14 protein-coding genes are annotated in these 23,552 nt (G+C 38.2%); 3 read left to right on the top strand and 11 right to left on the bottom strand.

The genetic code is table 11. From position 1 onward, the window contains the following. Position 1: 1 nt before the first annotated feature. The 11 genes from E1J38_RS02030 to E1J38_RS02080 all read right to left on the bottom strand — a co-directional run bounded on the left by E1J38_RS02030 (position 2) and on the right by E1J38_RS02080 (position 15,025). Positions 2 to 1,381, bottom strand: a complete 1,380-nt coding sequence (locus E1J38_RS02030) for a sugar porter family MFS transporter (RefSeq protein ID WP_116524461.1) — start codon at positions 1,379 to 1,381, stop codon at positions 2 to 4. 465 nt (positions 1,382 to 1,846) lie between these two features. Then, complete coding sequence (locus E1J38_RS02035; RefSeq protein WP_116524462.1) at positions 1,847 to 2,047, bottom strand: glycoside hydrolase domain-containing protein; 201 nt, start codon at positions 2,045 to 2,047, stop codon at positions 1,847 to 1,849. Further along, positions 1,974 to 2,318: a glycoside hydrolase domain-containing protein gene (locus E1J38_RS02040; protein WP_116524463.1), complete on the bottom strand. Its 345-nt coding sequence runs from the start codon at positions 2,316 to 2,318 to the stop codon at positions 1,974 to 1,976. The genes E1J38_RS02035 and E1J38_RS02040 overlap by 74 nt, the downstream gene beginning before the upstream one ends. 268 nt (positions 2,319 to 2,586) lie before the next feature. Next, complete coding sequence (locus E1J38_RS02045) at positions 2,587 to 4,725, bottom strand: GH92 family glycosyl hydrolase (protein WP_369407148.1); 2,139 nt, start codon at positions 4,723 to 4,725, stop codon at positions 2,587 to 2,589. A gap of 208 nt (positions 4,726 to 4,933) precedes the next feature. Next, positions 4,934 to 6,349 (bottom strand): sugar porter family MFS transporter, encoded by a 1,416-nt coding sequence (locus tag E1J38_RS02050; RefSeq protein WP_116524465.1) that lies wholly within the window; start codon positions 6,347 to 6,349, stop codon positions 4,934 to 4,936. Positions 6,350 to 6,390: 41 nt separating this feature from the next. Next, on the bottom strand, positions 6,391 to 7,347 hold the full coding sequence (locus E1J38_RS02055) for a phytanoyl-CoA dioxygenase family protein (RefSeq protein WP_116524466.1): 957 nt from the start codon (positions 7,345 to 7,347) through the stop codon (positions 6,391 to 6,393). A gap of 11 nt (positions 7,348 to 7,358) precedes the next feature. Further along, positions 7,359 to 8,156 (bottom strand): alpha/beta hydrolase, encoded by a 798-nt coding sequence (locus E1J38_RS02060; RefSeq protein ID WP_133354397.1) that lies wholly within the window; start codon positions 8,154 to 8,156, stop codon positions 7,359 to 7,361. 4 nt (positions 8,157 to 8,160) lie between these two features. Next, positions 8,161 to 9,285: a Zn-dependent alcohol dehydrogenase gene (locus E1J38_RS02065; RefSeq protein WP_133354395.1), complete on the bottom strand. Its 1,125-nt coding sequence runs from the start codon at positions 9,283 to 9,285 to the stop codon at positions 8,161 to 8,163. 102 nt (positions 9,286 to 9,387) lie between these two features. Beyond that, positions 9,388 to 12,792: a glycoside hydrolase family 38 N-terminal domain-containing protein gene (locus E1J38_RS02070; protein WP_133354393.1), complete on the bottom strand. Its 3,405-nt coding sequence runs from the start codon at positions 12,790 to 12,792 to the stop codon at positions 9,388 to 9,390. 153 nt (positions 12,793 to 12,945) lie between these two features. Further along, the gene (locus E1J38_RS02075; RefSeq protein WP_133354391.1) at positions 12,946 to 13,965 is read right to left on the bottom strand and encodes a LacI family DNA-binding transcriptional regulator; all 1,020 of its coding nucleotides are present in this window, start codon (positions 13,963 to 13,965) and stop codon (positions 12,946 to 12,948) included. A 115-nt stretch (positions 13,966 to 14,080) separates the two neighbouring features. Further along, complete coding sequence (locus E1J38_RS02080) at positions 14,081 to 15,025, bottom strand: 3-keto-disaccharide hydrolase (protein ID WP_133354389.1); 945 nt, start codon at positions 15,023 to 15,025, stop codon at positions 14,081 to 14,083. Positions 15,026 to 15,403: 378 nt separating this feature from the next. On the opposite strand from E1J38_RS02080, the gene E1J38_RS02085 reads away from it, so the two are divergent. From E1J38_RS02085 to E1J38_RS02095, 3 genes are all read left to right on the top strand, one after another. After that, the gene (locus E1J38_RS02085) at positions 15,404 to 18,976 is read left to right on the top strand and encodes a glycoside hydrolase family 38 N-terminal domain-containing protein (RefSeq protein ID WP_133354387.1); all 3,573 of its coding nucleotides are present in this window, start codon (positions 15,404 to 15,406) and stop codon (positions 18,974 to 18,976) included. Next, entirely contained in the window at positions 18,973 to 22,554 is a 3,582-nt protein-coding gene (locus E1J38_RS02090) for a glycoside hydrolase family 38 N-terminal domain-containing protein (RefSeq protein WP_133354385.1), read from the top strand. Before E1J38_RS02085 ends, E1J38_RS02090 begins: the two co-directional genes overlap by 4 nt. A 105-nt stretch (positions 22,555 to 22,659) precedes the next feature. Beyond that, the gene (locus E1J38_RS02095) at positions 22,660 to 23,547 is read left to right on the top strand and encodes an AraC family transcriptional regulator (protein WP_133354383.1); all 888 of its coding nucleotides are present in this window, start codon (positions 22,660 to 22,662) and stop codon (positions 23,545 to 23,547) included. Positions 23,548 to 23,552: the final 5 nt, after the last annotated feature.

The raw sequence follows: 23,552 nt of genomic DNA on the forward strand, positions 1-23,552 counted from the left end.
TTTATTTTTTTCTGGTTAACCAAAAATTTTCAATTTCTTCAAGGGATTTACCTTTGGTTTCAGGCAAAACTTTAACTGCTAACCATAAAGCGGGTATCATACAAAGTGCAAAAAACCAGAAAGTGCCATGAGGTTTTAAATTCTCTAAAAACCACGGAGTCATTTGCCCAACAAATGTGGTACCCAGCCAAACGGCCATAGTGGCTATAGACATAGCTGTTCCACGAATTTTTAGTGGATAAATTTCGGATAGCAACACCCATAAAACAGGTCCAAATGAAAAAGCAAAACAAGCAATAAAGGTCAAAATAAAGGTCATTAATAAATAAGTGTTATCTGTGTTCATGTAAAACAATACGCCCACAATTAGTAAGGATGTCATGATACCAATGATACCATAAATCAATAACGGTTTTCTTCCCAAATTATCAATCTTCCAAAGAGCTATGAAAGTAAATAGTACATTTACAATACCAATAATAACTTGTCCTCCCAAAGCTTCACCCAATTGCAAACCACCTTCTTCTAGTATTTTAGGACCATAATAAATAATCGCATTAATGCCACTAATTTGACTTAATAATGCTAATGCGATACCAATGACCATAGCCAGTTTAAACGGTCCCTTAAATACATCCTTGATGCCCATAGATGGCTTTGAAAGCACGTCTTCAACATTTTCTATTTCACTTTGCGCAGTTTCTTTTGATAAAAATCGCATCAAAATAGTTTCAGCTTCAGCTTGTCTTCCCTTCATAATCAGCCAACGCGGACTTTTTGGTATGGCTAACAGCAGCAAGAGAAAAATAAGTGCAGGAATAGTTTCACTACCTAACATGGCACGCCAAACTTCGGCAACAAAAATTTTATGAAGCATACCTGAAGATTCAGATACGGTATTTAAAGTTGATACGTGTAGCAAATAAGCATTTGAGAAATAAGCCACTAAAATCCCCAAGGTAATGGCTAATTGGTAAAGTGCCACTAACTTACCTCTATTTTTTGCAGGTGCAATTTCCGAGATGTAAAGTGGCGATAACATGGAAGCCATACCCACTCCTATACCACCTATAAGCCTATAAACAACTAGTCCGTTGAAACTTCCAGACACTGCACAACCAATAGCTGAGAGCGCGAAAAATATACCCGATAGAATGAGTATTTTCTTTCTTCCATAGATATCACTTAAAAATCCGGCGAACAACACACCTAATATAGTTCCAATAAGTGCAGAACTTACATACCAACCTTCCATGACGGTGCTTAAACCAAATTGGGCCTTAACCAAGCCTACTGTTCCAGAAATAACGGCTGTATCGTAGCCAAATAAAAATCCGCCAAGTGCGGCAACTAAAGCAAGTAATGTAACATTGTTTTTCATCCTTAGGTATCTTTAAATTTCATAATACATGACAAATATTTCAATATCATGAAAATTTTTAAAATTTAACTAAGATAAAAACTTGTAATAGCTACTTAGTGTTTTTTAGACGAATGACAAATATAAAACCACAAATAACTGTGGGTTATAGAAAAGATTATATTATTGAATTAAAATCATAATTTTATATGAGCTCATTAAAATTATGATTTTGTTAGCATACTTATTGTATTTAAATTTTTCTGTCCTCAACGGCTAATCTCCACTCCTTATTCGGCTCCTGCCCCATTTCAAATTCAAGGGTACTACCGCTCATAATATCCTTATGGTGAATCGATGCCTTGGTATAAGGTTGTCGTTTAAAGTAGCTGACTGGGTGTACATATTTTTCTTTGAATTGTTATGTACAATTACAGTAAAGGTTTTCCGTTTGACAACTTTAAAGCAACTTTATCGAGTACAGGACTACAAATCTGGTAAGTCAGGTATGGGGCTCACAGGATATAAGTCCATGGCTCCAAACACATACCACGAAGAAAGTTGTCCGCTATATTCATTGCCTGGTAATCCTCCCAAACCGCTTGTAAAGTTTTCAGCCAGCAGTTCTCTGATAATCTTTTGAGTTTTCCACGGTGGTCCCAGGTAATTGTACAAATAAGGGGGCATGCATCGACCATTCGTCACCCATGGGAAAGAAATTGTCGAGGAATTCTATGAACGCATCATCACCACCCATAAAGTTTACCAAGCCCTGAACATCGTGTGGAGCAAACAGCATAATGTTGTGGTAGTAAATGTTGCGCTGCTTTTCATCGTGACCAGTCCAACCACTAATGGCAAAGTCTTTGGGATCTCTCCATGTACCATCGGCATTTCTTCCACGCACCAGTTTTGTCTCCGGGTCAAGTACATTTTTATAACGCATAGCCCTTTCCATAAACTGAGAATTACTTTTGCTTTAACCAAATATTATATTCTTTTCCATTGTACGGTATCTCCTTTAATTTGGCTTAACTAAAACCTTGATGATTGAAAGGCTTAATCGACAACTGATCTGTACCTATATCCACTTCAAAAGTTCCGAACACAATGGTCTCCTATCTGTACCTGCAGAAATCTCAAGAGGCATGGATAATCGATCCTGCTCCGTTCTGATTTTTGCTGTTTAAATATACCTGATAATTAATATATTACCTTCCACCGAATTATTTGACTCCCCACTTTTTATTGATTTTAGCCGATGTTTTGTATTCCAGAGTTGCCCCTGAACGAATATCGTCAAAATCAATCCATGTGGAGGCATGTTTTTTTCCATTTAGTTTTAAATCTACAGGGTAAATTTTATCGCTTGATCCACCTCGTATATTAACGGTTCCACCGGGCAGTTCCATCGTTATGTTTTCGAACTGTGGCGCACTTAGTGTAAATCCAGCCACGCCGGGAATCATCGGATAAAACCCTATTGAGGCAAAAACATACCACGACCCCATGGCTCCTGCATCGTCATTGCCCGGCAAACCACTTGGTTCGTTGCTGAATATTTCGCTAAAAATGCGATGAACGGTTTGAGAAGATTTATAAGGCGCATTAGTCCAATTGTAAATCCATGGAATTTGAAAGCCGGGTTCGTTACCCGCAGCGTACCAGTCGTCGTGATACGAGGCGTCGAGCCTAACAAAAAGGGTATCCAAGCGTTTCTCCGCAAAATCTTTTCCACCAATGGTATCGATTAATGCATTCAGGTTAAAAGGCACCATCCACATGTAATCTTTATAGGTAGCTTCGCGCCAGTCATGCGTGATATCTTTCCAACTTCCATCAAAATTACGGGAGTTTAGCCAGTTTATTTCCGGATTATAAATCGAATTCCAGATCTGTGCCCTATTCATAAAAAACTGAGCATCCGTTTCATTCCCAATAGCCTGTTTTGCAAACTGACCGATGGCATAATCGGCACTGGCATATTCAAGCAGAATGGAAGCCGGAGCCACCCCTTTTTCATATTCTTTCAGGAACGGACGAATTTCAACCTGCTGGGAATGCAAATGAGGAATTGTGGCACCCCGCCTCATATGCCTATAGGCCGATTCGACATCAAAGTCATTTGCCCCAAAAGCATATGAATTCGATAACAGTATAGCTGTAGGGTCTCCCTGCATAATGCCCGTTTCGAGGTTGGCCAGTATCCAGCGCCCGAAACCACCGCTCTGGTCGGCAAATTCAACCAGGGTTTGCATCATATCGCTGCTCTTTTCAGGAAACAACATAGCCACCAATTGCGCCTGGGTGCGATAGCTGTCCCAAACACTGTAGGTACTATAATGATCGCCCCTTTCTGTTTTATGCACCTGGTAATCGGCTCCCATGTATTCGCCGTTCACATCGCTAACAATATTTGGGTGAATTAGGGCATGGTAAAAGTGGGTATAGAACTGCACCACCCGATCGGTATTTTCCGACTCCACTTTTATTTTACCCAGATACTCGTTCCAAACCTGTTCTGCATAAGCTTTGTATTCATCAAAATTCGTATGGGTTTTACTCGCTTTAAGGTTTTGCTTGGCATTTTCAATTGACACATAAGAAATGGCAATTCGGTAATTAACTTCCTTGTTCGTTTGGGTATCGAAATAGAATATGGCTCCAGCATTTCTTCCAAATGCACGATCTGCGTTATTTAAGATTTTATCCTGCATCCAAAAACCGGTTTCGCTTGCCTGCACATCAAACTCAGCGGCAAAATATACACGGTAATTATTAATGTTTATGCCACAAAACTCACCCCCTTCGGCAAAGCCCTCACAGGTTTTTGCTGAGGTAATTTTCACCATTGAGTTTTCTACAAAAGTTGAGTTCACACCCGAACCTATGATCACTGTCCCTGTATTTTCATGGTCGGGAAACAGAAACCTGGCTATACCCGAACGCTCGTTAACGGTAAATTCACCTACAGAGCCATCTTGCATAGTAACCGAAAGGTAGCCGGCATAAGCTTCATTTATCGTTTTGTAAGGTGGCAGAGAATCCATGCTGTTTGGAGATACGCTAATTTTACCAGAAATGGGAACTACCGGAAAATTACCTTTTTGTGCACAGCCCCCACCACTAATCTGGTTAATGGCAAAACCACGCTGAGGAGCGAAAAAACTAGGAGTAAACTGCACCATTCCAAAAGGGTAGCTTGCTCCGACATAGGTAAACCCACAATGCATGTAACCTTCGCCTTGGGTACCAATTTCTGGGTTAACCAATTTTGCATAATTTTGAGCATTTAGGCTGATCACAACCGTTATTAAAAAACTAAAAAAGAAAACGACCTTCATCATAACTACTATTTTTATAATCCTATTTCTGTTATTTTATTGATTTCTGTTATTTTATTGAAAATGAATAACGACAACTTCCCGAACCTATTTGTCGGGTTGTAGTTGGTTGTTTCATTTTCTGTTTCATCTACCTCAGCAGAACAAGCAAACAACAAGGTTACTCCCAAATGGAAAACTTACCGTTTTAAATCGTTCTTAAATAAATTCTGCGATTCTCTGTTTGTTTTTATTCGTCTTTCTGCCATACTGATTCAATATCCTCTAAAGACATCCCCTTGGTTTCTGGTATTTTTTTCAGGATAAAGGGCACTGGGATACAGCATATAGCAAAGACAAAGAAGGTCCATGACGCGCCTAGTGTTTCCAGCATCCACGGAACCACCTGACCGATTACGGCCGTACCAATCCATAGTGAAAAGGTTGCCAATGACATGGCTCTTCCCCTGACGTTAGTCGGATAAATTTCGGATAGCAACACCCATACCACTGGACCAAAGCCAATAGAGAATGAAGCACAGAAAACAAGTATGAAAATAAGAACCAGAGACCCGCTTGTAAGATTAAAGAGAAAAAGAATACCAATAGTGGTCAGCGAAAGAGCCATACCGCTTACACCTGCCAATAGCAGTTTTTTACGTCCAAAACTGTCGATTTTCCAAATCGTGAAAATAGTGGCCACTACGTTGATAAACCCGATAAATACCTGACCTCCCAAAGCTTCACTCAATTTTAAGCCAGCCTCTTCTAAAATTCTGGGACCATAATAAATAATGGCATTGATACCCGTAAACTGAGATAAAATAGCCAGCAGTATTCCTACAAACATGGCCACCCTGATACCTGGATGAAACAATATATTCCATGTGCCTTTTTCCTCTTTTGCAATCGCTGATTTAATGGATCGTATGTCTTCATCCGCAATCACATTGCCCTCAATCCTTTCTAAAATTATCTTCGCCTCCTGGTTTCTGTCCTTAGAAGACAGCCATCTTGGGCTTTCAGGGATAAAAAACAACGTCAGGAAAAACAAGATAGCTGGTATAGACTCCAAGCCAAACATGGATCGCCAGACTTCCTCTACGAATATCTCGTGCAAAAAACCTTGTTGAATGTCAGTGCTATCACCAAGATCCAATAGCCATGCATTGGTAAAATACGCACTCAAGATTCCTACAGCTATGGCCAATTGATAGAGGGCTACCATTCTTCCTCTTAAATGGGCTGGCGAAACTTCAGAGATGTATAAAGGCGACAAGATTGATGCAATTCCGACACCAATACCACCTAAAATTCTATAAAATACCAGTTCACTGTGAGTCTCGGGTATCATACATCCTAGGGCAGAAAGACTAAATAAAAACCCGGATAGAATCAAGGTCTTTTTTCGCCCAATACGGTCAGAGAGCTCACCGGCTACTAAAACCCCTCCAATACAGCCAACCAACGCTGAGCTCACAAACCACCCTTCCATGATTGCGTCAAGCTCAAACTGGGCCTTGACAAGACCGATAGTTCCCGATACTACAGCAGTATCATAGCCGAACAGAAACCCTCCTACTGAGGCAGTCACTGCAATGAAAACCAAAAATGAATTTCCGGCTTTCTGTTCAGCCTGTTTTTTTGAGAAAAAGTTATTTACCATGGGATGAAGTTTATTTTCCTGGCGCCTTAGGAGTTTCGTAGCTAAACACTGGCCATTGGTATAGCTTGCAACATGTCACCTAACTCTTTTGTAGAATCAAATAATATCGGGAAGCATTTATCATCTAAGGGGTCACCAGTTTTTCCTAAGGGAGGAAAGTTTTGGAGTGCTTCTTTCCTTTCATAATCATCAACGTTTGAAAGGGTTTTGGTACCCATTGTATTCAAAACGATCGCTCTGCGTGAGCGCTCGGAGAGGTTGGCATATGACCCATGCATCATTAAGGGGTGGTGGAAACTGCAGTACCCTTTAGGCAGTTCATTGACAAACTTATTGTCAAAGCTTGCCTTCTGATCTTCGTTCAATACCTCACGCACAGCATCCATGTCACCCGTAAGTCCTGTTATCGGCAACAATCCCCATTTATGGCTACCAGGAACATAATACATACATCCATTATCCGCATTTGCATCGTCCAATCCCAACCAACAGGTCAAATGGTTCATCGGCTTTGTAAAAGTCCAATAGGAAAAATCCTGATGCCACGCTACAACACCACCATGCTTTGCGGGCTTGCAGAATAATTGATCATGAAAAACCTTAAAGTCACCTCCCATCAATTGGTAAACAGCCATGCGATACGCAGGAGACCACCACAAATCATGGAAACCGGGTGTAACTCTCCATCCGCCAATGGCGTGAAAAAGGACTTTTGTTGGGTCTTCAGCTTCATTACTCTCATAATGGTAAAAAAGCTTCCTCTCTTCATCGGATACCGACTGAAGTTTTTCGAGTTCTTCATTTAAGATGTCAACTTGCGTTTCTGTAAGTACTTTTATACCTGAAAGGAACCCGTTTTCCTCATAGAACTTAATCTGTTCTTCAGACAGAACGTATTGTTGCCAATCTTCTGGGGTCTGTGGTTGCTTAATAAAATCTGATATAGGGCTACTATATTCTGAAAGATCACTTGTTTGAATTTCATCTGGCAATTTCATAATATGAATATTTATTGATTATTAAAAAAATTGATACTTCGAAAGACATGCTTAGCCCAGTAGGACCATTCATGGCCACCTGGGAATTCTTCATATAAGTGTGGTATGTTATTTTCTTGCAGTTGTTGGTGTAGTTCTCTATTTGCAGGGAGTAGTGTATCATCCAGGCCACAATCGAAACGGAAGGGACCATAATTGCCTTTATTGGCTCGTAATGTTTCCAAAACCGAATGCTCTATTACACTTTCCTGCTTCATCAAGGTGACGTCCTCTTCAATGAACATCTTCATTTGATCGAGGTGCGTGATGGAGGATAATCCCGAAAAAGCTTTGAAAACACTTCCGTATTTTGCCCCCAACCTTAGTGCCCCAAAACCGCCCATAGATAAACCCGATATAAATATGTCTGATTTGGTACTGACCTGCGGGATCATTTCATGAGTAGCGGCTATCACATCTTCCACTATCCATTTTTCAAAATCGAATCCACTATGGGGCAGGTACCCGCTCCCGTCCCCCCACAGCCCATCAGATGGCATGACCAATACCATGGGTTTGATTTCACCATTTTTGATCCAACTATCCATTTTTTGGTGAATCCCAGCGTTATATAGCCATGCACTATGGCTACCGTATACCCCATGAAGAAGCATAACAACAGGTAAATCTTTTAGTGACCTGTCTTCGGGAACATAAACAGATATGTCATTACGACCTTTCAGGTTTTCACTCTTTACAGTAATCAACCTGAGGTTGCCTTGCTCAAAAGCAGGATCTGAAATGAATATGGTCCTAAACTTTGTACTCATAAACTTATTGATCAAATACAATTACGCCTTTAGCATTTCTACCTGCCAGCATATCCTCAAAAGCTTTTGGCAAATCCTCGAATTTATATTTACATGTCACCATTTCATCAAGCATTAAATCTCCCTTTTTATAGAGATTTAATAAGATTGGATAATCTATCTGAGGTCGGCATCTTCCATAAAGGGGATTGATGTATATTTTGTCCCACTGAAACAGATTCATATCAATGCTTATCTCATCTTCTATTCCACTCACCTGTACCGCAGTTCCGGCATTTCGGATCATGGCCAAAGGTGCTGCACCCAGTGCCGGAATGGCTGTACATTCAAAAGCATAATCAGCCCCTCTTCCATCAGTCATTTCCTTTACTTCTTCTGCTGCATGTAACAGGTTTGTATCGTTTTTATCGGCTACGATAGTGTGTGTGGCTCCAAAACGTTTGGCCATTTCAAGGCGTAAAGGATTAATGTCGATGGCAATAATCTTTTCAGCACCCGATATCCTAGCTCCTTGAATGACGCTTAAGCCAACTCCTCCGGTTCCCAGCACAGCAACCGATGAACCGGCCTTAACCTGCGCTGTATTCACCACTGACCCATAACCGGTCATTACTCCACAACCGATAATGGCAGCCGATGCAAAAGAGATTGGTGTATCGAATTTCACAACTGCATTTTCCTTTACCATAGCATGTGTAGAGATGGTTCCGAGGTTGAAAGAGCGTTGAATTCCTTTTCCTTTGTACAAGGTGCTTTCGAGCCTGGCGTGACCTTGAGATATAGCGCCACCACTAGTTTGATTACCAACTGTTACCGGCGAGTTATTTTCACAGATATTCTGGTTCATTTCCTGGCACTGAAAACATTTGCCACAAGGGATAGCCCAATTAAGTACAACCTTGTCGCCAACCTTCACAGTAGTAACTTCATTGCCTACTGCTTCAACTATTCCTGCACCTTCATGCCCCATAACTAAGGGGGTATTCCAGCTGAGCGAATCGTAATCGGTATGGCAAATACCTGCCGCCATCATTTTAACCAATACTTCATCTTTTTGGGGTTGGCTTACCTCTATGTTTTCGATCGAAAAATTGCCCTTACCATCTGTTATTGCGGCTCTACCTAACATTCTAATTCGTTTTTTGTATTCATAACAATATCCTATATGTTCTGATCAATGAAAGGAGCTGGTCTTTTGGTTTGATAATAGACCAGCCCATACCCGATAAGCTTACTTTTCCGTCTCCAACAAGATGAACCTTGTTTCCCAGTGCTCAATGAGCAGGGGTGAAGTGATCTGATCCAATTTTTCCCCTAAAGCATTCGCATTGTACACAGCCTTAATAGTTGGGTTTTCTAGCAACTTATGGACATCCAGAATAGCATGATCTCCTTCTGTTTCCCTTAAGTGAAGTACCACACCGTTACTATGAAATGCAGGCCTGGAGCTTACCAACAAAAGATTCTTAGGCGTATTTAGCTCCACGAATGTTTTTGATTCGGCATCCACATTTGCATCTTGCCTTCCAGCGTTGGTTCTGGTAACCAACGGAACTCTATTACCCCAGCCAAACTGAGTAGAAAATGCATTTGATTTGTCTCTCGTAGATGTAAACTGATACTTCCAATCCAATTCACCAAACTGACTGGCTTTAAAGTTGGTTGTCCAATAGTTGTTGAGTACCCATGAATATATATGGGCATTGTCCAAGTCCAATTTATAGTAATAGCGTCCTGTATTGATACCTCCAAAATGAACCAAGGGGATATCACTGCTATTGAAGGCAATCTGCGCATTGTCGGATTTGACCGCTACAAAGTTTTGAATCGTGTTCCAATCGGAAGAAGAACCGGCAAGCTGGTCTACACCCGGCCTAACGATACCTCCTTGTGCCTCGAAGACCAATTCTCCATTATTATCGTTTGCGAATGGGAAGGCAATAAACACACCTTCAGGATTGGTATTTTCATTCTTTCGCATGTTATACAGCAATTCCACTTCTTTCTTTTGGTTATAAAGACGGATTTCAATGTTCAACCCTGATGGGCCTGCACATTCGGGTATATCAGCATGACACTTTATACTGGTCCAGATTTCTCCTTCTTCAATTCCCGTTATTTCAAAATTTTGAAGTTCAACCAACCGTTTATTTAATGGTCGGTAAACCGTATCGCGAATCATCCCGGTAAGTCGCTCAAGTGAACTGCGTGTTTCCAGCAATTCATAGATAAAACTTCCCAGCTTGTGAGGACTGTTCTGATCTACCAACTCCATTTTCAACTCTTTGTCAAAAATGCTGGTGATACCGTTCTTTGATTCATCAATGCCGACTTTATAGTATTGGTTTTCAACTGTATTTGATATCTCCAGTGATGTTTTATCAGCATGACTTTCATCATTGGAGGGTAGTATTCGGTAAGTGGCATAGCCCATAGCAGGCACATCTTCTACCCAAAGCGCCCAGCGACTACCTTCCCATCTTCTACTTATTAATTGTGATGGAATTTTATTCCCTTTGCTATCTACAATAATATATCCACCATCGAGTGGCAATAAATCATAGTCTATAAATGCCTCGGCTACTCCGGTTCGTTTCCAGTTTAGCGTGTTAAAAACGGTAACTGAAGGCATTTTAGGAACGTCTACATAAGGTTGAACTAAACCGATAGCTTTTTCGCGCAATAGGTTTGCCTGCTGATTCGCCATCCATACATAGGAGGATTTCTGACTCCACTGATCCATTGAGTTTTTTGATTCAGGATCACGAATACTTTCTGACGCACCAAATGTATGTTCTCCGTAGAGCAATAGATTGTCATAGCAGTTGAGTACCTCGTTATTAATTTGCTCCGATATTTTTGCTCCTGAGGCCTTTGCCATGGAGAGTATCCCCATAGTTGCCAACATTTCAGCATGTGTATTTCGCGATACTTTAGTTTCTTTCATGGAAGATCCAAAGCCATCCGTCCACCAATCCGGCCATGCCTGCCTTTTCGTTTCAATCTTATCTGGGTGATTTTCCTCCATATACACCATGAATTCACTAGCCAATGCAGACCGGAGTTTAGGCCATTCGTATTTTTCATTCCATTCTTTAATAATATCACAGGCCTTGGTGGATGGAGGCGAGTTGTCAGTCATGTAGCCCGAAAACTGGAAAGCGATTCTATTGAAGGGGTACTCTTTTTCCTCCATCTGTGTCAAGTATTTTGATAAGTTGCTTCTGAACACATCTAATTCCCCTGACGTCAGACTCAAAGCATTTCCATGCATATAATGCTCACTCCGGTAGGCAAGCATTTTTTTACCCGAAGGTGACTCCCACCAAAACGAAGTAGGTTTGTTAAATGGCAAACGCGCACGATGCGCATGCACGCCCATGGTTAGGTATTTTACACCAGTATTTTCGTACATATCAGGCATGCACCATCCAATTCCATTCACATCATTCTGCATAGCTGTAGTTACGTCAATGCCCTGATCTTTAAAATCCTTAAGCGCCTGAAGCTGAATAGCCAAAGCTGTTTCATCTACGATTTCAGCAAAATTCAAAAACATCCCGGCAACCTCTATTCTGCCTTCTTTGATACGCTTAAGCAATCGGTCAACCTGCTGCTGAGGACGACTGTTGATATACTCCCTTACTGTCCAGGACACTTCACATGTCCAGCGAAATTGAGCGTCTTTAGGATAATGATCTGTTTGATCACAAAAATCTAATGCATCATCGATGTATCTTAAATGCTCCGCTAAGATCTCTGATTGTTGACGTGTATAGCCTATGTCCGTATGACTGTGTTGAATCAAATAGACTGTCCATTCATTCACGGGTTTCAGAGCAACATCGAGTGACTTTGTATCCTTCCCGATCGTAATACCTGCTGTTACCGTTTTATCAGCAGTTACCTTTGGTATATCAAAGTCTATTTCATTTAATCCGGTTTGTAGATTTATTTCTTTTTTTTCCTGTCCTACCCAAACCTCTGCTTTTTGAGCCTCTGCAAGGTGTACAATATCGAATCTCAGGGTATTGAAGAGTTTGTTGTTTTGCCGCTTAACCGTTTTCAATTGTGAAATAGAGAGATCCTTGCTAAGCTTGATTTTATAGGTCATATACCATGCAGCACTATTATTATCTACCCCATCAATTTTCACATTTACAGGTTCACCTAATTTGACGATCTTTTTAGGTACTGTTAAAACAGCATAACCCATTTCGTCCCCATTATTATCAACCATTGATTTAAAGAAGCTTAAGGTAATGTCCTTTGTTCCATGGACTACTCTGGCTTCATCACTCGAATGAGTGGGATTAGCAAATGTTAAGACCTCCTCGCTGTTAACCCATAGTTTAAATTGCTGTGGGTCTGGGGTTACATCTATTCCATATACCCAGATGAAAGAGACCGTTTTAGATTTAAGTGATGTTGGAATTTCATCAGTTTGCCACTCCATTTTCCCAACATCTTTATGAGCTCTGGTCAAATAACACTCATTATTGTATGAATAGGGCGAAGGGTAAGCAAAGTTTACCCCGTCCACATCCTTATCATACCCGTTTATGTAATTTTGGCCTTGAATGCTTCCTGAAAGCACGAGCAGGATCACCATTAGTAAAAAATTTAGTTGTTTCATTTTTTTATAATTGTTTTAATAATTACCTCTATAGGCCTAACTTAATTTTAGTAATACTTATTTTTTTGTTGCTCCATAAATCTGGGACTTAGAGAAATTTAAATTTCATCAACACTATTGCTCAAACGTTTGAGCATTTAGCAAAATTTAAATTTAATGACTCCCACATGATTCTCTTACAATTAACTCAGTATTAAAGTAAAACTCTTCTTTTTTCATATTTATATCTTTCATGTTTTCCAATAATATATCTACAGCTTTTTCTCCTATTTCTTCAACAGGAAAGTCAATTGCAGTAAGAGGTACCTTAAATAGATCAAAATCATTTTTATGACCATAACTAACAACGGCCATATCTGTTGGAACTTTAATATTCATTTTATTTAAAGCCCTAATTCCATCTGCTGCTAAGAACTGTGTAGAAAAAATTAAACCTTCAACACCAATAGATTTTGAGAGCATAATTTTTATAATTCTTTCCATATCATTATCAGTATGATTATACTCCAATTGTTGAATAAAACCTTTTTTAACTTCACACCCATTTCGTTTCATAGTTTCTTCATAGCTATTCAATCGTTCATTGAGCGTTAATAAATCCATATTAAGCGAAACAAATCCTATTTTTTTTCTACCCATATTAATTAAATGCTCTACCAGCATGGTAATACCTCCTATATTATTTAAACCCACAAAATTGGTTGAAATATCAGGGTACTTTCTATCTATGAGTACCATAGGGAATTTATTTTGAGTAAGCCGCAAAATGTCCTTTTCATTTTTTTGAGTTGATGCTATTATTAAACCATCTACATTACGATCCAGCATTGATTGTATACTTTTCTCTTCTCTTTCTTTATCCTCACCTGTACTACTAAAAACAACTTCATAACCTGATTGCATTGCTTTTTTTTCTATGCTCCTTGTAATTCTTGCAAAAAAGAAATCTGCAATATTAGGTAAAACAAAACCTATCATATTACTTTTACCCACAATGAGACTTCTAGCTAGTGGATTAGGCTTATAATTGTGTGCTTTAGCATACTCCTCAATCATTTGCTGAGTGTTTATACTAATTCTTTTTTCATCACCCCTTCCGTTTAGCACATAGGAAATTGTAGATTTTGAAACCTTTAGCGCTGTTGATATTTCTTGTAATGATATTGTTTTCATTTTTTCAAAATAAGCACAAACGTTTGAGCAAATCAGTCGAAACTAAAAGTTTTTTTTTGCCTTAACTTATTTTTTAGACGAACAACATTGTTTAAACCCTCAACAGCTTTAAAAGTTAATCATTTCTAATTATTAATGGTGTTACAACAATGTTTCTATATTCTACAGGAGTATGGTCACCTTGAAGCATAAATGGTCCTGGCTCTAACTCGTTACTATTAATTGCTCCTCCTGTAATAGCTGGAATTCTCTGATCATTAATAATTATTTTACCATTAGCCTTGACAGTTACTCTCCTTCCTATTAATGTAATATCATAACGTTGCCATTCACTAGGTTCTAAAGCGACCATTTCATTAGGCTCTAAAAAACCAAAAATACTACCAAATTGATCATTTGCTGGAATCTTTCCCTTACTATCGGCAATTTGTACCTCGTATCTTCCTCTCAAGTATACGCCACTATTTCCATGTTTGGGATACCTAAACTCTATGTGTAACTTGAAATCCATAAATTCTTGAATAGAAATAAGGTTTGACCCTGGTTTTGGGCTTTTCAAAACTCCAGATTCAACAATCCATTGATTCATCCCCATGGGTTTCCATCCGTTTAAATCTTTACCGTTAAAAAGCACAATAGGTTTACCCCAAACGGGATTCTTTACATATGGCAGTTCAGGAGCCCTAATTCCTGATAATTTACAAAGCTTACCATCTGGATAATAAATTTCGCCTTCTAGTTTGTCTTCACTAATATTACCTTTTACCATGAGAATATCTTCTTCCATCTCCCAAGGTAAAGAAAAGCTAAAGAAATTATCATTGACATCAATTTTTGAAATAGGCCTAGGGTACCCTCCTATATGCAAAAATGAGCCTACCATAAAACTGCTCCAAGGCTTTATCTCTAGCCAAGAAGCATAATTATTATCCTTTTCGTGAATTGTTAAATTCCATCTACCTTCAATTGACTTTGCATTTTCTTGAGCAATTATCGAAATTGGAATTACAAATAACCATATAATGGTCAATTTAAATTTGATAGTTAAATTGACTTTCATTAATTTAAATTTATGAATTAATTATTTTTTGATTTTTATCTAATTAAGATAAAAAAAAAGATATTATTTTACAATGTAGTACTAACTAGCCACAAGAAATGTAATCATCATCTTTAACGGTAATAATGAAATTACACCATCATTTAACTAATTTTAAATTTAGATAAAAGGATTCTTTATGATTAATTTATTTCGACAAACAACTCTTTAAATAACCCGAATAACTTCACTCAATTTTTTTTATCTAAATCCATATACGATTCATTGCTTTTTTGCTTTTTTTCTATATATTTGAAAAACTAAACCGATTTAGTTAAACGTTGTATTTGAAAACTAAACCGATTTAGCACAATGTAAACTTAAAAAAAATAAGAAATTATGAGATTTATCTTCATTATTTTTCTCAGTCTAACCTTTAGCCTCAATGCTAATCATTTTGATAACAATCCTTCTCTTTTTTTCCATGAAGGCAACAGCAATAGTCATATTCAAGAGCTTAACACTAATTATAAACTCTATAATATTTGTAAAAATGATTTTGAAGGCTATTACAAGCCTTTAAGTGGCAGGCATTTTTCTGCTTATGGCTGTATACAAGAAGGACTCTACAATTCGCTTTTTACAAGGTCTAACAGTAACGATGAACCTATCGCATTTCTTACCAGTAAAGTACCTGTAGATTATAACAAAGAAACAGCTACTTTTTTCATGATAAGCAACCTATCCTTGAAGCATAGAGACCATTTTAATGTCCGTGTTAACAATGAATTTCTTCTCACATTTAAGGCTAACGAGAATGGTGTTTTAGAAGTAACCAATAATGTACCCAAAAGCCAAATTGAATTCGTATTAGTGAAACGTGATGGCAATGGTGACGGTTACGGGGCCGTGAGATTAACAGTACCCACCTCTTTTTTAAAGCAAGGTGAATCTGCAAAAATTAGCATAGAGGGTCACAGGAAAAATGATAATGCTTGGGCGATGATATTTAGATCCAATACCGCCGTTAAGCACATTACCAAGTTAGCTCTTAATGGGGCGTCTTTTGATATTAAAGAAAAAGATGGTCTACTTTATGTAGACGCCCCAACCCATTTTGCTGGAAAAAAAGTATATCTAACCAGTGATGGTATTAAAAGTCAAATAAAGATATTTGAAGCCATTGGTGAACTTGCAAAAGCTTCCTTTAAAATTCCAGCGCCTAAAACCAGTTTTTCAATTACTTATGGAGATGAAAGCATGACTATAGAATTTGAAAATAATGATGGTACCATCACAACAACCGATATTCAAGGTCCCTACCTCTTACACCATAATTGCAACTATAAAAATGATTGGCGAGCTACTTTAACAAAACTCTACAGACCAGAATTTTACGATACATATGATGACTTTTTTGATAAAACCTACGAAAACGGGCAAGTATCCATCATGAACTCCAGCCACCAAGATATTGCTTGGGTAGACAGGCCAGAAGTGTGTATTATCTTAAGAGACACCATGCTGTTAACACCTGTTATAAGAGATGCATTTATTAGAGATGATTATGGGTTTGATATAGAAGATGGTCTGATGCTAAGAGAATACTTAAACCGAAATCCAGATTCAAAAGACAAAATAACCACGCTTTTAAATAAGCAACTTATATCGGTTGGAGCCTCATACAACTGCCCGTATGAAGATATGTACGATGCCGAAGACCAAGTGCGCCAATTATATCTAGGTAAAAAATGGGTAAAAAAGACATTTGGTGGTTACGATTCTAAAGTGTATTGGAATGTTGATGTACCAGGAAAAACCTTGCAATTACCACAAATACTGAAAAAAGCGGGTGTAGACTATATGGTTATTAGCCGTCATGCACGTGGTATGTTTCACTGGGCAAGTCCTGATGGTAGTTCTGTTTTTGCCTATTCTCCCGGACATTATGGCGTTGATGAAACCATGCTAAGACGCGGAGAAATGAAAGACAAAATAAAATACGGTGCAGAACAAATTATGTTTTGGGAACAAAACTTTGATACAGATAAGGTACAAACTCCACTACTCTCTAGCCAAGACATGTTACCCGCCATTGATTATTCTGATTATATCGAGGCTTGGAATTCATTTGAATCGATAAAAAACGAGGACGGCGAAACTCAAGACATCCATTTACCACCAATGGAATTAATGACGGTTGATGAGTACATGCCACTTGCCGAGAAACACGCCACCAAAGTAGATACTATTATTGGAGAACGCCCCAATGTATGGGTATATATCCATGGCGCAGGTCACCATGAAGCCTTAACCGCTAGTAGGGAAGGCTCTAAATTATTACCAGGAGCCGAAAAATTCCTTGCCATTGCCAATAAACTAGACCCTGCTAAAATGCCTTATCCTTTTGAAGAATTTGATGAAGCTTGGCAAGCCAAAATATATCCAGATCATGGTTGGGGCGGTCATGATGGCGATGTCACCGACAACCTGTTTAAGGCTAATTTGGTGAAATCTAGAGTTATGGGGCAAAAGCTTTTAGATAGAGGCATTCATTTCATCGCTTCCAAAATAAAGAAAAACGAAAAGTTAGGTATGCCCTTGGTTTTATTCAATAGTTTGTCATGGGATAGAGTGGATCCCGTAACAACCAAAGTTCAATTTACAAAAGGTTCCTTTTTTAATATCAGTGTAGTTACTTCAAAAAAAGAACAAATTCATTCTCAAATAAGCAACCCAGAATATTATTCAGATGGCAGTCTTAAAAGTGCAGATATCACTTTTATTGCAAAAGTGCCATCTATAGGGTATGCCACCTATTACCTTCAGAATAATGGCATTTCAAAAGGCAATACAAAAACCAATAGCAATACAAACCAATACGAAAACTCTTTTTACAAAATTGATTTTGAAGACGGTGGTATTGCACAGGTTTATGATAAAGAATTAAAAAAGAATCTTTTTAAAAATGATACTTTTAAAGCAGGTGAAATATTTACTATGGAATCTGTTGGTACCGGAGCTGGCGAGTTTTCGGATGTACAACAACCTACCATGAAAGATTTTGACCATGTGAGTAAACACAACCCAAAGTGGGAAATTATAGAACATGGCGCTGTTTATTCAAAATACAGATTAGAACAACCCATTTTACATACCATTGTAAGGCAAGATGTTACTGTTTACCACGATTTAAAACGCATCTATTTTAATAACAGTTTAAGAAATTGGGATGGTAAAATGTATCGAGAATTTAGAACTGCGTTTCCCATAAATATGGATAACCCCGAGGTAGCTCATGAAGTCCCTTTTGGAAAGGTAAGGGTTGGGATAGACGAAATTGAAACAGCCGGAGATTTTTACACACCCCTTTGTAAAAATGTTCGCCCAAGAGGTATTATAGACTGGATTTCGGCTACAGATGATGATATGACCGTAACCTTAAGTTCCTCTGTTTCAACAGCCGATTGGAAAGACCCAACAGGACAAACCGACACCACAATTTTACAGAATTTATTGTTGGCTAGTAGAAGGTCTTGCCATTGGGAGGGTAACGAATATTCGCAAGGAGGCGACCATTTTTATCATAATGTATTAACTTCAACAATAAAAGGTAGTGTTGAAGGCCAGAAAGTAGCCAAACAAGAAAATGAGCCTATTCAAGTGGTTATAAACCCCATTACAACAGCAAAACCTTATTTATCCGAAAAATTAAGTTTCTTTTCTATAGATTCTGAGAACATCATTATTACCACTATCAAAAATGCGGAAGATACAGATGATGTCATTGCCCGCATGTATAATTTGAAAGATGTGAAAGAAACTGTAAACATAACTTCTTACTTTGATATTGAGGGTTATAAACATACCAATATCATTGAGGAGGATGCAAAACCCATTTCATCAAATTTAGAAATAGGCAAATTTGCCATAGAAACTTTCAGTCTCGAAATTAAAAAGAATAAAAAATGAGGACAACGTATCATAATGTAATGCAACATTTGTTTTTAAAATTAAGTATTGTTTTAACAACATGCTTATCCTATGCCAACGCGTCACCCAACAAACTGTATCATGGTGGTGGTACTAGTATAAGCCATATTCAAGAGCTAAACACCAATTACCGCTTGCATCAAATTTGTAAAGATGATATTGAAGGTTACAAAGAAATGCTTTCTGGCTCAGAATATTTTCTTTACCCATCGCTTCGGGAAGACATGAATGTTGCCATGATTTCGAGAGCGACTACGGGTAAAAAAGGGTTTGAATTTTTAACAGGAGAAGTTCCTAAAAACTACAATAAGGAAGTAGTTAACTTCTTTTATCTAAGCGACATAGATTTTAATCTAAGAGAATCGTTTGACATTTTTGTAAACGACCAACACCTGCTAACCTTCAATTCTAATAAGGATGGTTCACTCTCAGTTACCGAAAATCCAGGTAATGGTAATGCTGAATACATTTTGGTTCGACGTGATGCCAATGGGGATGGTCTCGGAGCTTTTAGATTGTCGGTGCCTACCTCAAAAATTAAAAAAGGAGAAAGTGCCAAAATAAAAGTGATAGGTCGCAAAAAAAATTCCAACTGTTGGTTTATGATTTTTAAGGGTACGGACGTGGTTGAGCGCATCAATAAATCAGTTACAGAGGAAATGGCCTTCAGCATCAAACAGAAAGATAATGTGCTTTATGTAGATGCGCCTGCCCATTTTGCGGGCAAATCCATTCAATTAATTTCCGACGGAAAAAAGAGTAAATTAAAAACGTTTAAAGGTCAAGGCGAACTGGCAAAAGCGTCTTTCCAAATTAATGCCCCTAAACATAGTTTTGAGGTTATTTATAACAATGAAACTATAAAAGTAACTTTTGAAAAAGGCGACGGCTCTGGTATGAAAACCGACATTATTGGTTCATTTTTATACCATCATATGACCAATTACAATCCCTACTGGACCGCCTCTTTAGCCAAGCTATATAAGCCTGAATTCTTCGATACTTATGATAACTTCTTTGATAATAAATACGAAAAAGGTTTGGTTTCAATAATGAATTCCAGCCATCAAGATATTGCTTGGGTAGACAGACCAGCGGTATGCATTATTTTAAGAGACACCTTACTTCTGGCTCCAGTACTTAAAGACGCATTTATACGCGACGACTATGGTTTTGACATTGAAGATGGTTTAATGTTACGCGAATACATAGACCGTCACCCAGGGTCTGAAGCGAAAATTACAGAATTGCTTAATAGAAAATTAGTATCCGTTGGCGCCACCTACAACTGTCCTTATGAAGATATGTACGATGCCGAAGACCAGGTAAGGCAATTGTATTTAGGTAAAAAATGGGTAAAAAAGACCTTTGGTGGATACGACTCTAAAGTATACTGGAATGTGGATGTGCCCGGTAAAACCATGCAGTTGCCACAAATACTTAAAAAAGCAGGTGTAGATTATATGGTAATTAGCAGACATGCCAAAGGTATGTTCCATTGGGCGAGTCCAGATGGTAGTTCGGTGTTTACCTACTCCCCTGGCCATTATGGCAACGATTTACTGTATCTCTCCAGAGACATGAACAATAAAATGAAATATGGCGCGGAGCAAATATTGTGGTGGGAAAATAGTTTTGAAGACGGTAAAATACACACTCCGCTTTTATCTAGCCAAGACATGTTGCCAGCCATTGATTATTCAGACTACATTGATACGTGGAATACTTTTGAAAAAATAAAGGATAGCAACAGAAAAGAGATTGAAGTGAATTTACCAAAAATGGAACTGATGACGGTTGATGAATACTTGCCATTAGCCGAAAAACATGCCACCAAAGTAGATACCATTATGGGAGAACGCCCTAATGTATGGGTGTACATTCATGGGCCTGGGCATCATGATGCCCTTACTGCGAGTAGAGAGGGTTCTAAATTACTGCCGGCCGCTGAAAAATTTCTATCCATTGCCAATAAACTAGACCCCGTTAAAGCACCTTATCCCTTTGAAACTTTTGATGAAGCTTGGCAAGCCAAGATTTATCCAGACCACGGTTGGGGTGGACATGATGGAGACGTTACAGATAATCTGTTTAAGGAAAATCTGGTGAAATCAAGGACCATGGGGCAAAACCTTTTAAATGAAGGTTTAGATCTCATTGCTTCTAAAATCAAAAAAAATGAAAAATTAGGAATACCTATTGTCCTTTTTAACAGTTTGTCTTGGGAAAGAACAGACCCGGTAACTACTACTCTTCAATTTCCAAAAGGCTTTAAAAACGGTATCACTATAGTAAATAAAGACAAAAAGGAAATACCATCGCAAATTACCAATGTTAAATATCATGACGATGGAAGCCTAAAAAGCGCTGATGTTACTTTTATCGCCGAAAATATTCCATCGATAGGGTACGCCACGTATTATGTGCAAAACAAAAAAATAACCTTTTCCAACAATACCAATGCTTCAAAAGGTGCTTACGAAAACCCATATTATCGCATCAACTTTGAAAAAGGTGGTATGACCTCGGTTTTCGATAAAGAATTGAACAAAGAACTTTTTGATAATACCGCCTTTAAAACAGGCGATGTATTCACAATGCAATCTGTTGGAAATGGCGCTGGAGAATTTGGAGACGTACAACAGCCCACTATGGTAGATTATGACCAAGTCAGCATGCACAATTCCAATTGGGAAGTTTTAGAAAACGGCCCTGTTTACACCAAATACAGACTAGAACAGGAAATTAAGCATGCTATTGTAAGGCAAGATGTAACGCTTTACCATAACCTAAAACGTATTTATTTTGATACAACTTTACGCAATTGGTCTGGAGAACTTTACAGAGAATTTAGAACAGCATTCCCAGTAAACATGGATAATCCAGAAATAGCCCATGAGGTACCTTTTGGCACGGTAAGAGTTGGAAAAGATGAAATTGAAACCGCTGGAGAGCGTTACACTCCACTTTGTAAAGATGTGCATCCAAGAGCTATTATCGATTGGATTTCGGCAACAGATGATGACGTATCGATTACCCTTAGTTCTTCTGTAGCTGCTGCCGACTGGATAGACCCAACGGGCAAAACCAACAGCAATATTTTACAGCATTTGCTATTAGCCAGCAGAACCTCCTGCCACTGGGAAGGGAATGAATATTCTCAGGGTGGTAATCACGATTTTCATAATGTGCTCACCTCTACCAAAGCAGGTAGTGTATTAGGTCAAAAAATAGCGAAACAAAAAAACGAGCCTATCCAAGTGGTAGTGAATCCTATTACGGCATCAAAACCTTTTTTATCTGAAAACTTGAGTTTCTTTTCTATTGACGCTGAAAATATTATCATCACTACCATCAAAAAAGCAGAAGATTCTGAAGATTTTATTACAAGGATGTATAATGTAGAGGGTAGTACGGAAACAGTGAATGTATCCTCTTATTTTGATATTAAATCTTATCATCATACCAACATTATTGAAGAAAACCCTGTACCCGTTGCACCTCAATTAGAAATTGGCAAGTATGCTATAGAAACTTATAGTTTAAAAACTGATTAATAACCCTTAGTATTTTCCAAGAACAAAGTCGGTTATCTAATTTTTTAAGGTAGCCGGCTTTATTTTTAGTCAGTTATTTTTAACTTTAGCTGTATTTAAAATTAAATGAAAGCATCATTTTATAAAATTCTGTTCGATGAGGAAACGCCATTTAGGTGTACCTATATAGACCAAGCAGATTTTGATATGCCTTGGCATTTTCATCCTGAGTTAGAATTAACATTAATTCTAGAAAGTGAAGGTGTGCGTTACATTGGTGACCATACCTCCAGATACAAGGCTGGAGATTTAGTTTTAATAGGTTCTAATTTACCGCATAGATGGATAAATAACAGCACAACGTCTTCCATTGAGACCAAAGATTTAGATAGAAGTATTCGCATCACCCTTCAATTTCCACCAGACCTCATGCATAATATGTTCAAAAAGGCGCAAGAGCTACAACCTCTTGTAGAACTCTTTGAATTGGCCGAAAGAGGTATGTCATTTTCACCTCAGACCAGCGCAAAAATCAAATCCCTTTTTTTAGACATAAACGATAAAACCGGACTTAGAAAATGGATATCGGTATTCAATTTGTTATTCGAATTAACCGAAGCCAAAGACTATAAACTACTAGCAAGCCCTGGCTATTTGCCACAATTAACCAACAAGGACCATGGGCTTGTGAACAAGATTTTCAGTCACATTGAAAACAATTTTAAGGACAAAATTACCTTGCAAGAAATGGCTGATATAGCCTGTTTAACAAAACCTTCCTTCTGCCGTTTATTCAAGCAAAAAACAGGAAAAACGTTTTTTGATTTTTTAAATGAGTATCGCATAAACTATGCAAAGCGCCTGCTTTTAGACTCTAAAAGACAATCGATAAACACTATTGCTTTACACTCCGGTTTTCCCACCATTCAACATTTCAACAAAAAGTTTAAGGTCCTTAATAATGGGCTTACCCCAAAACAATTTTTGAAATTGAATACCAAAATTAAGATGTAATCTAA

Source organism: Seonamhaeicola sediminis, assembly GCF_004358095.2.
Lineage (GTDB): Bacteria > Bacteroidota > Bacteroidia > Flavobacteriales > Flavobacteriaceae > Seonamhaeicola > Seonamhaeicola sediminis.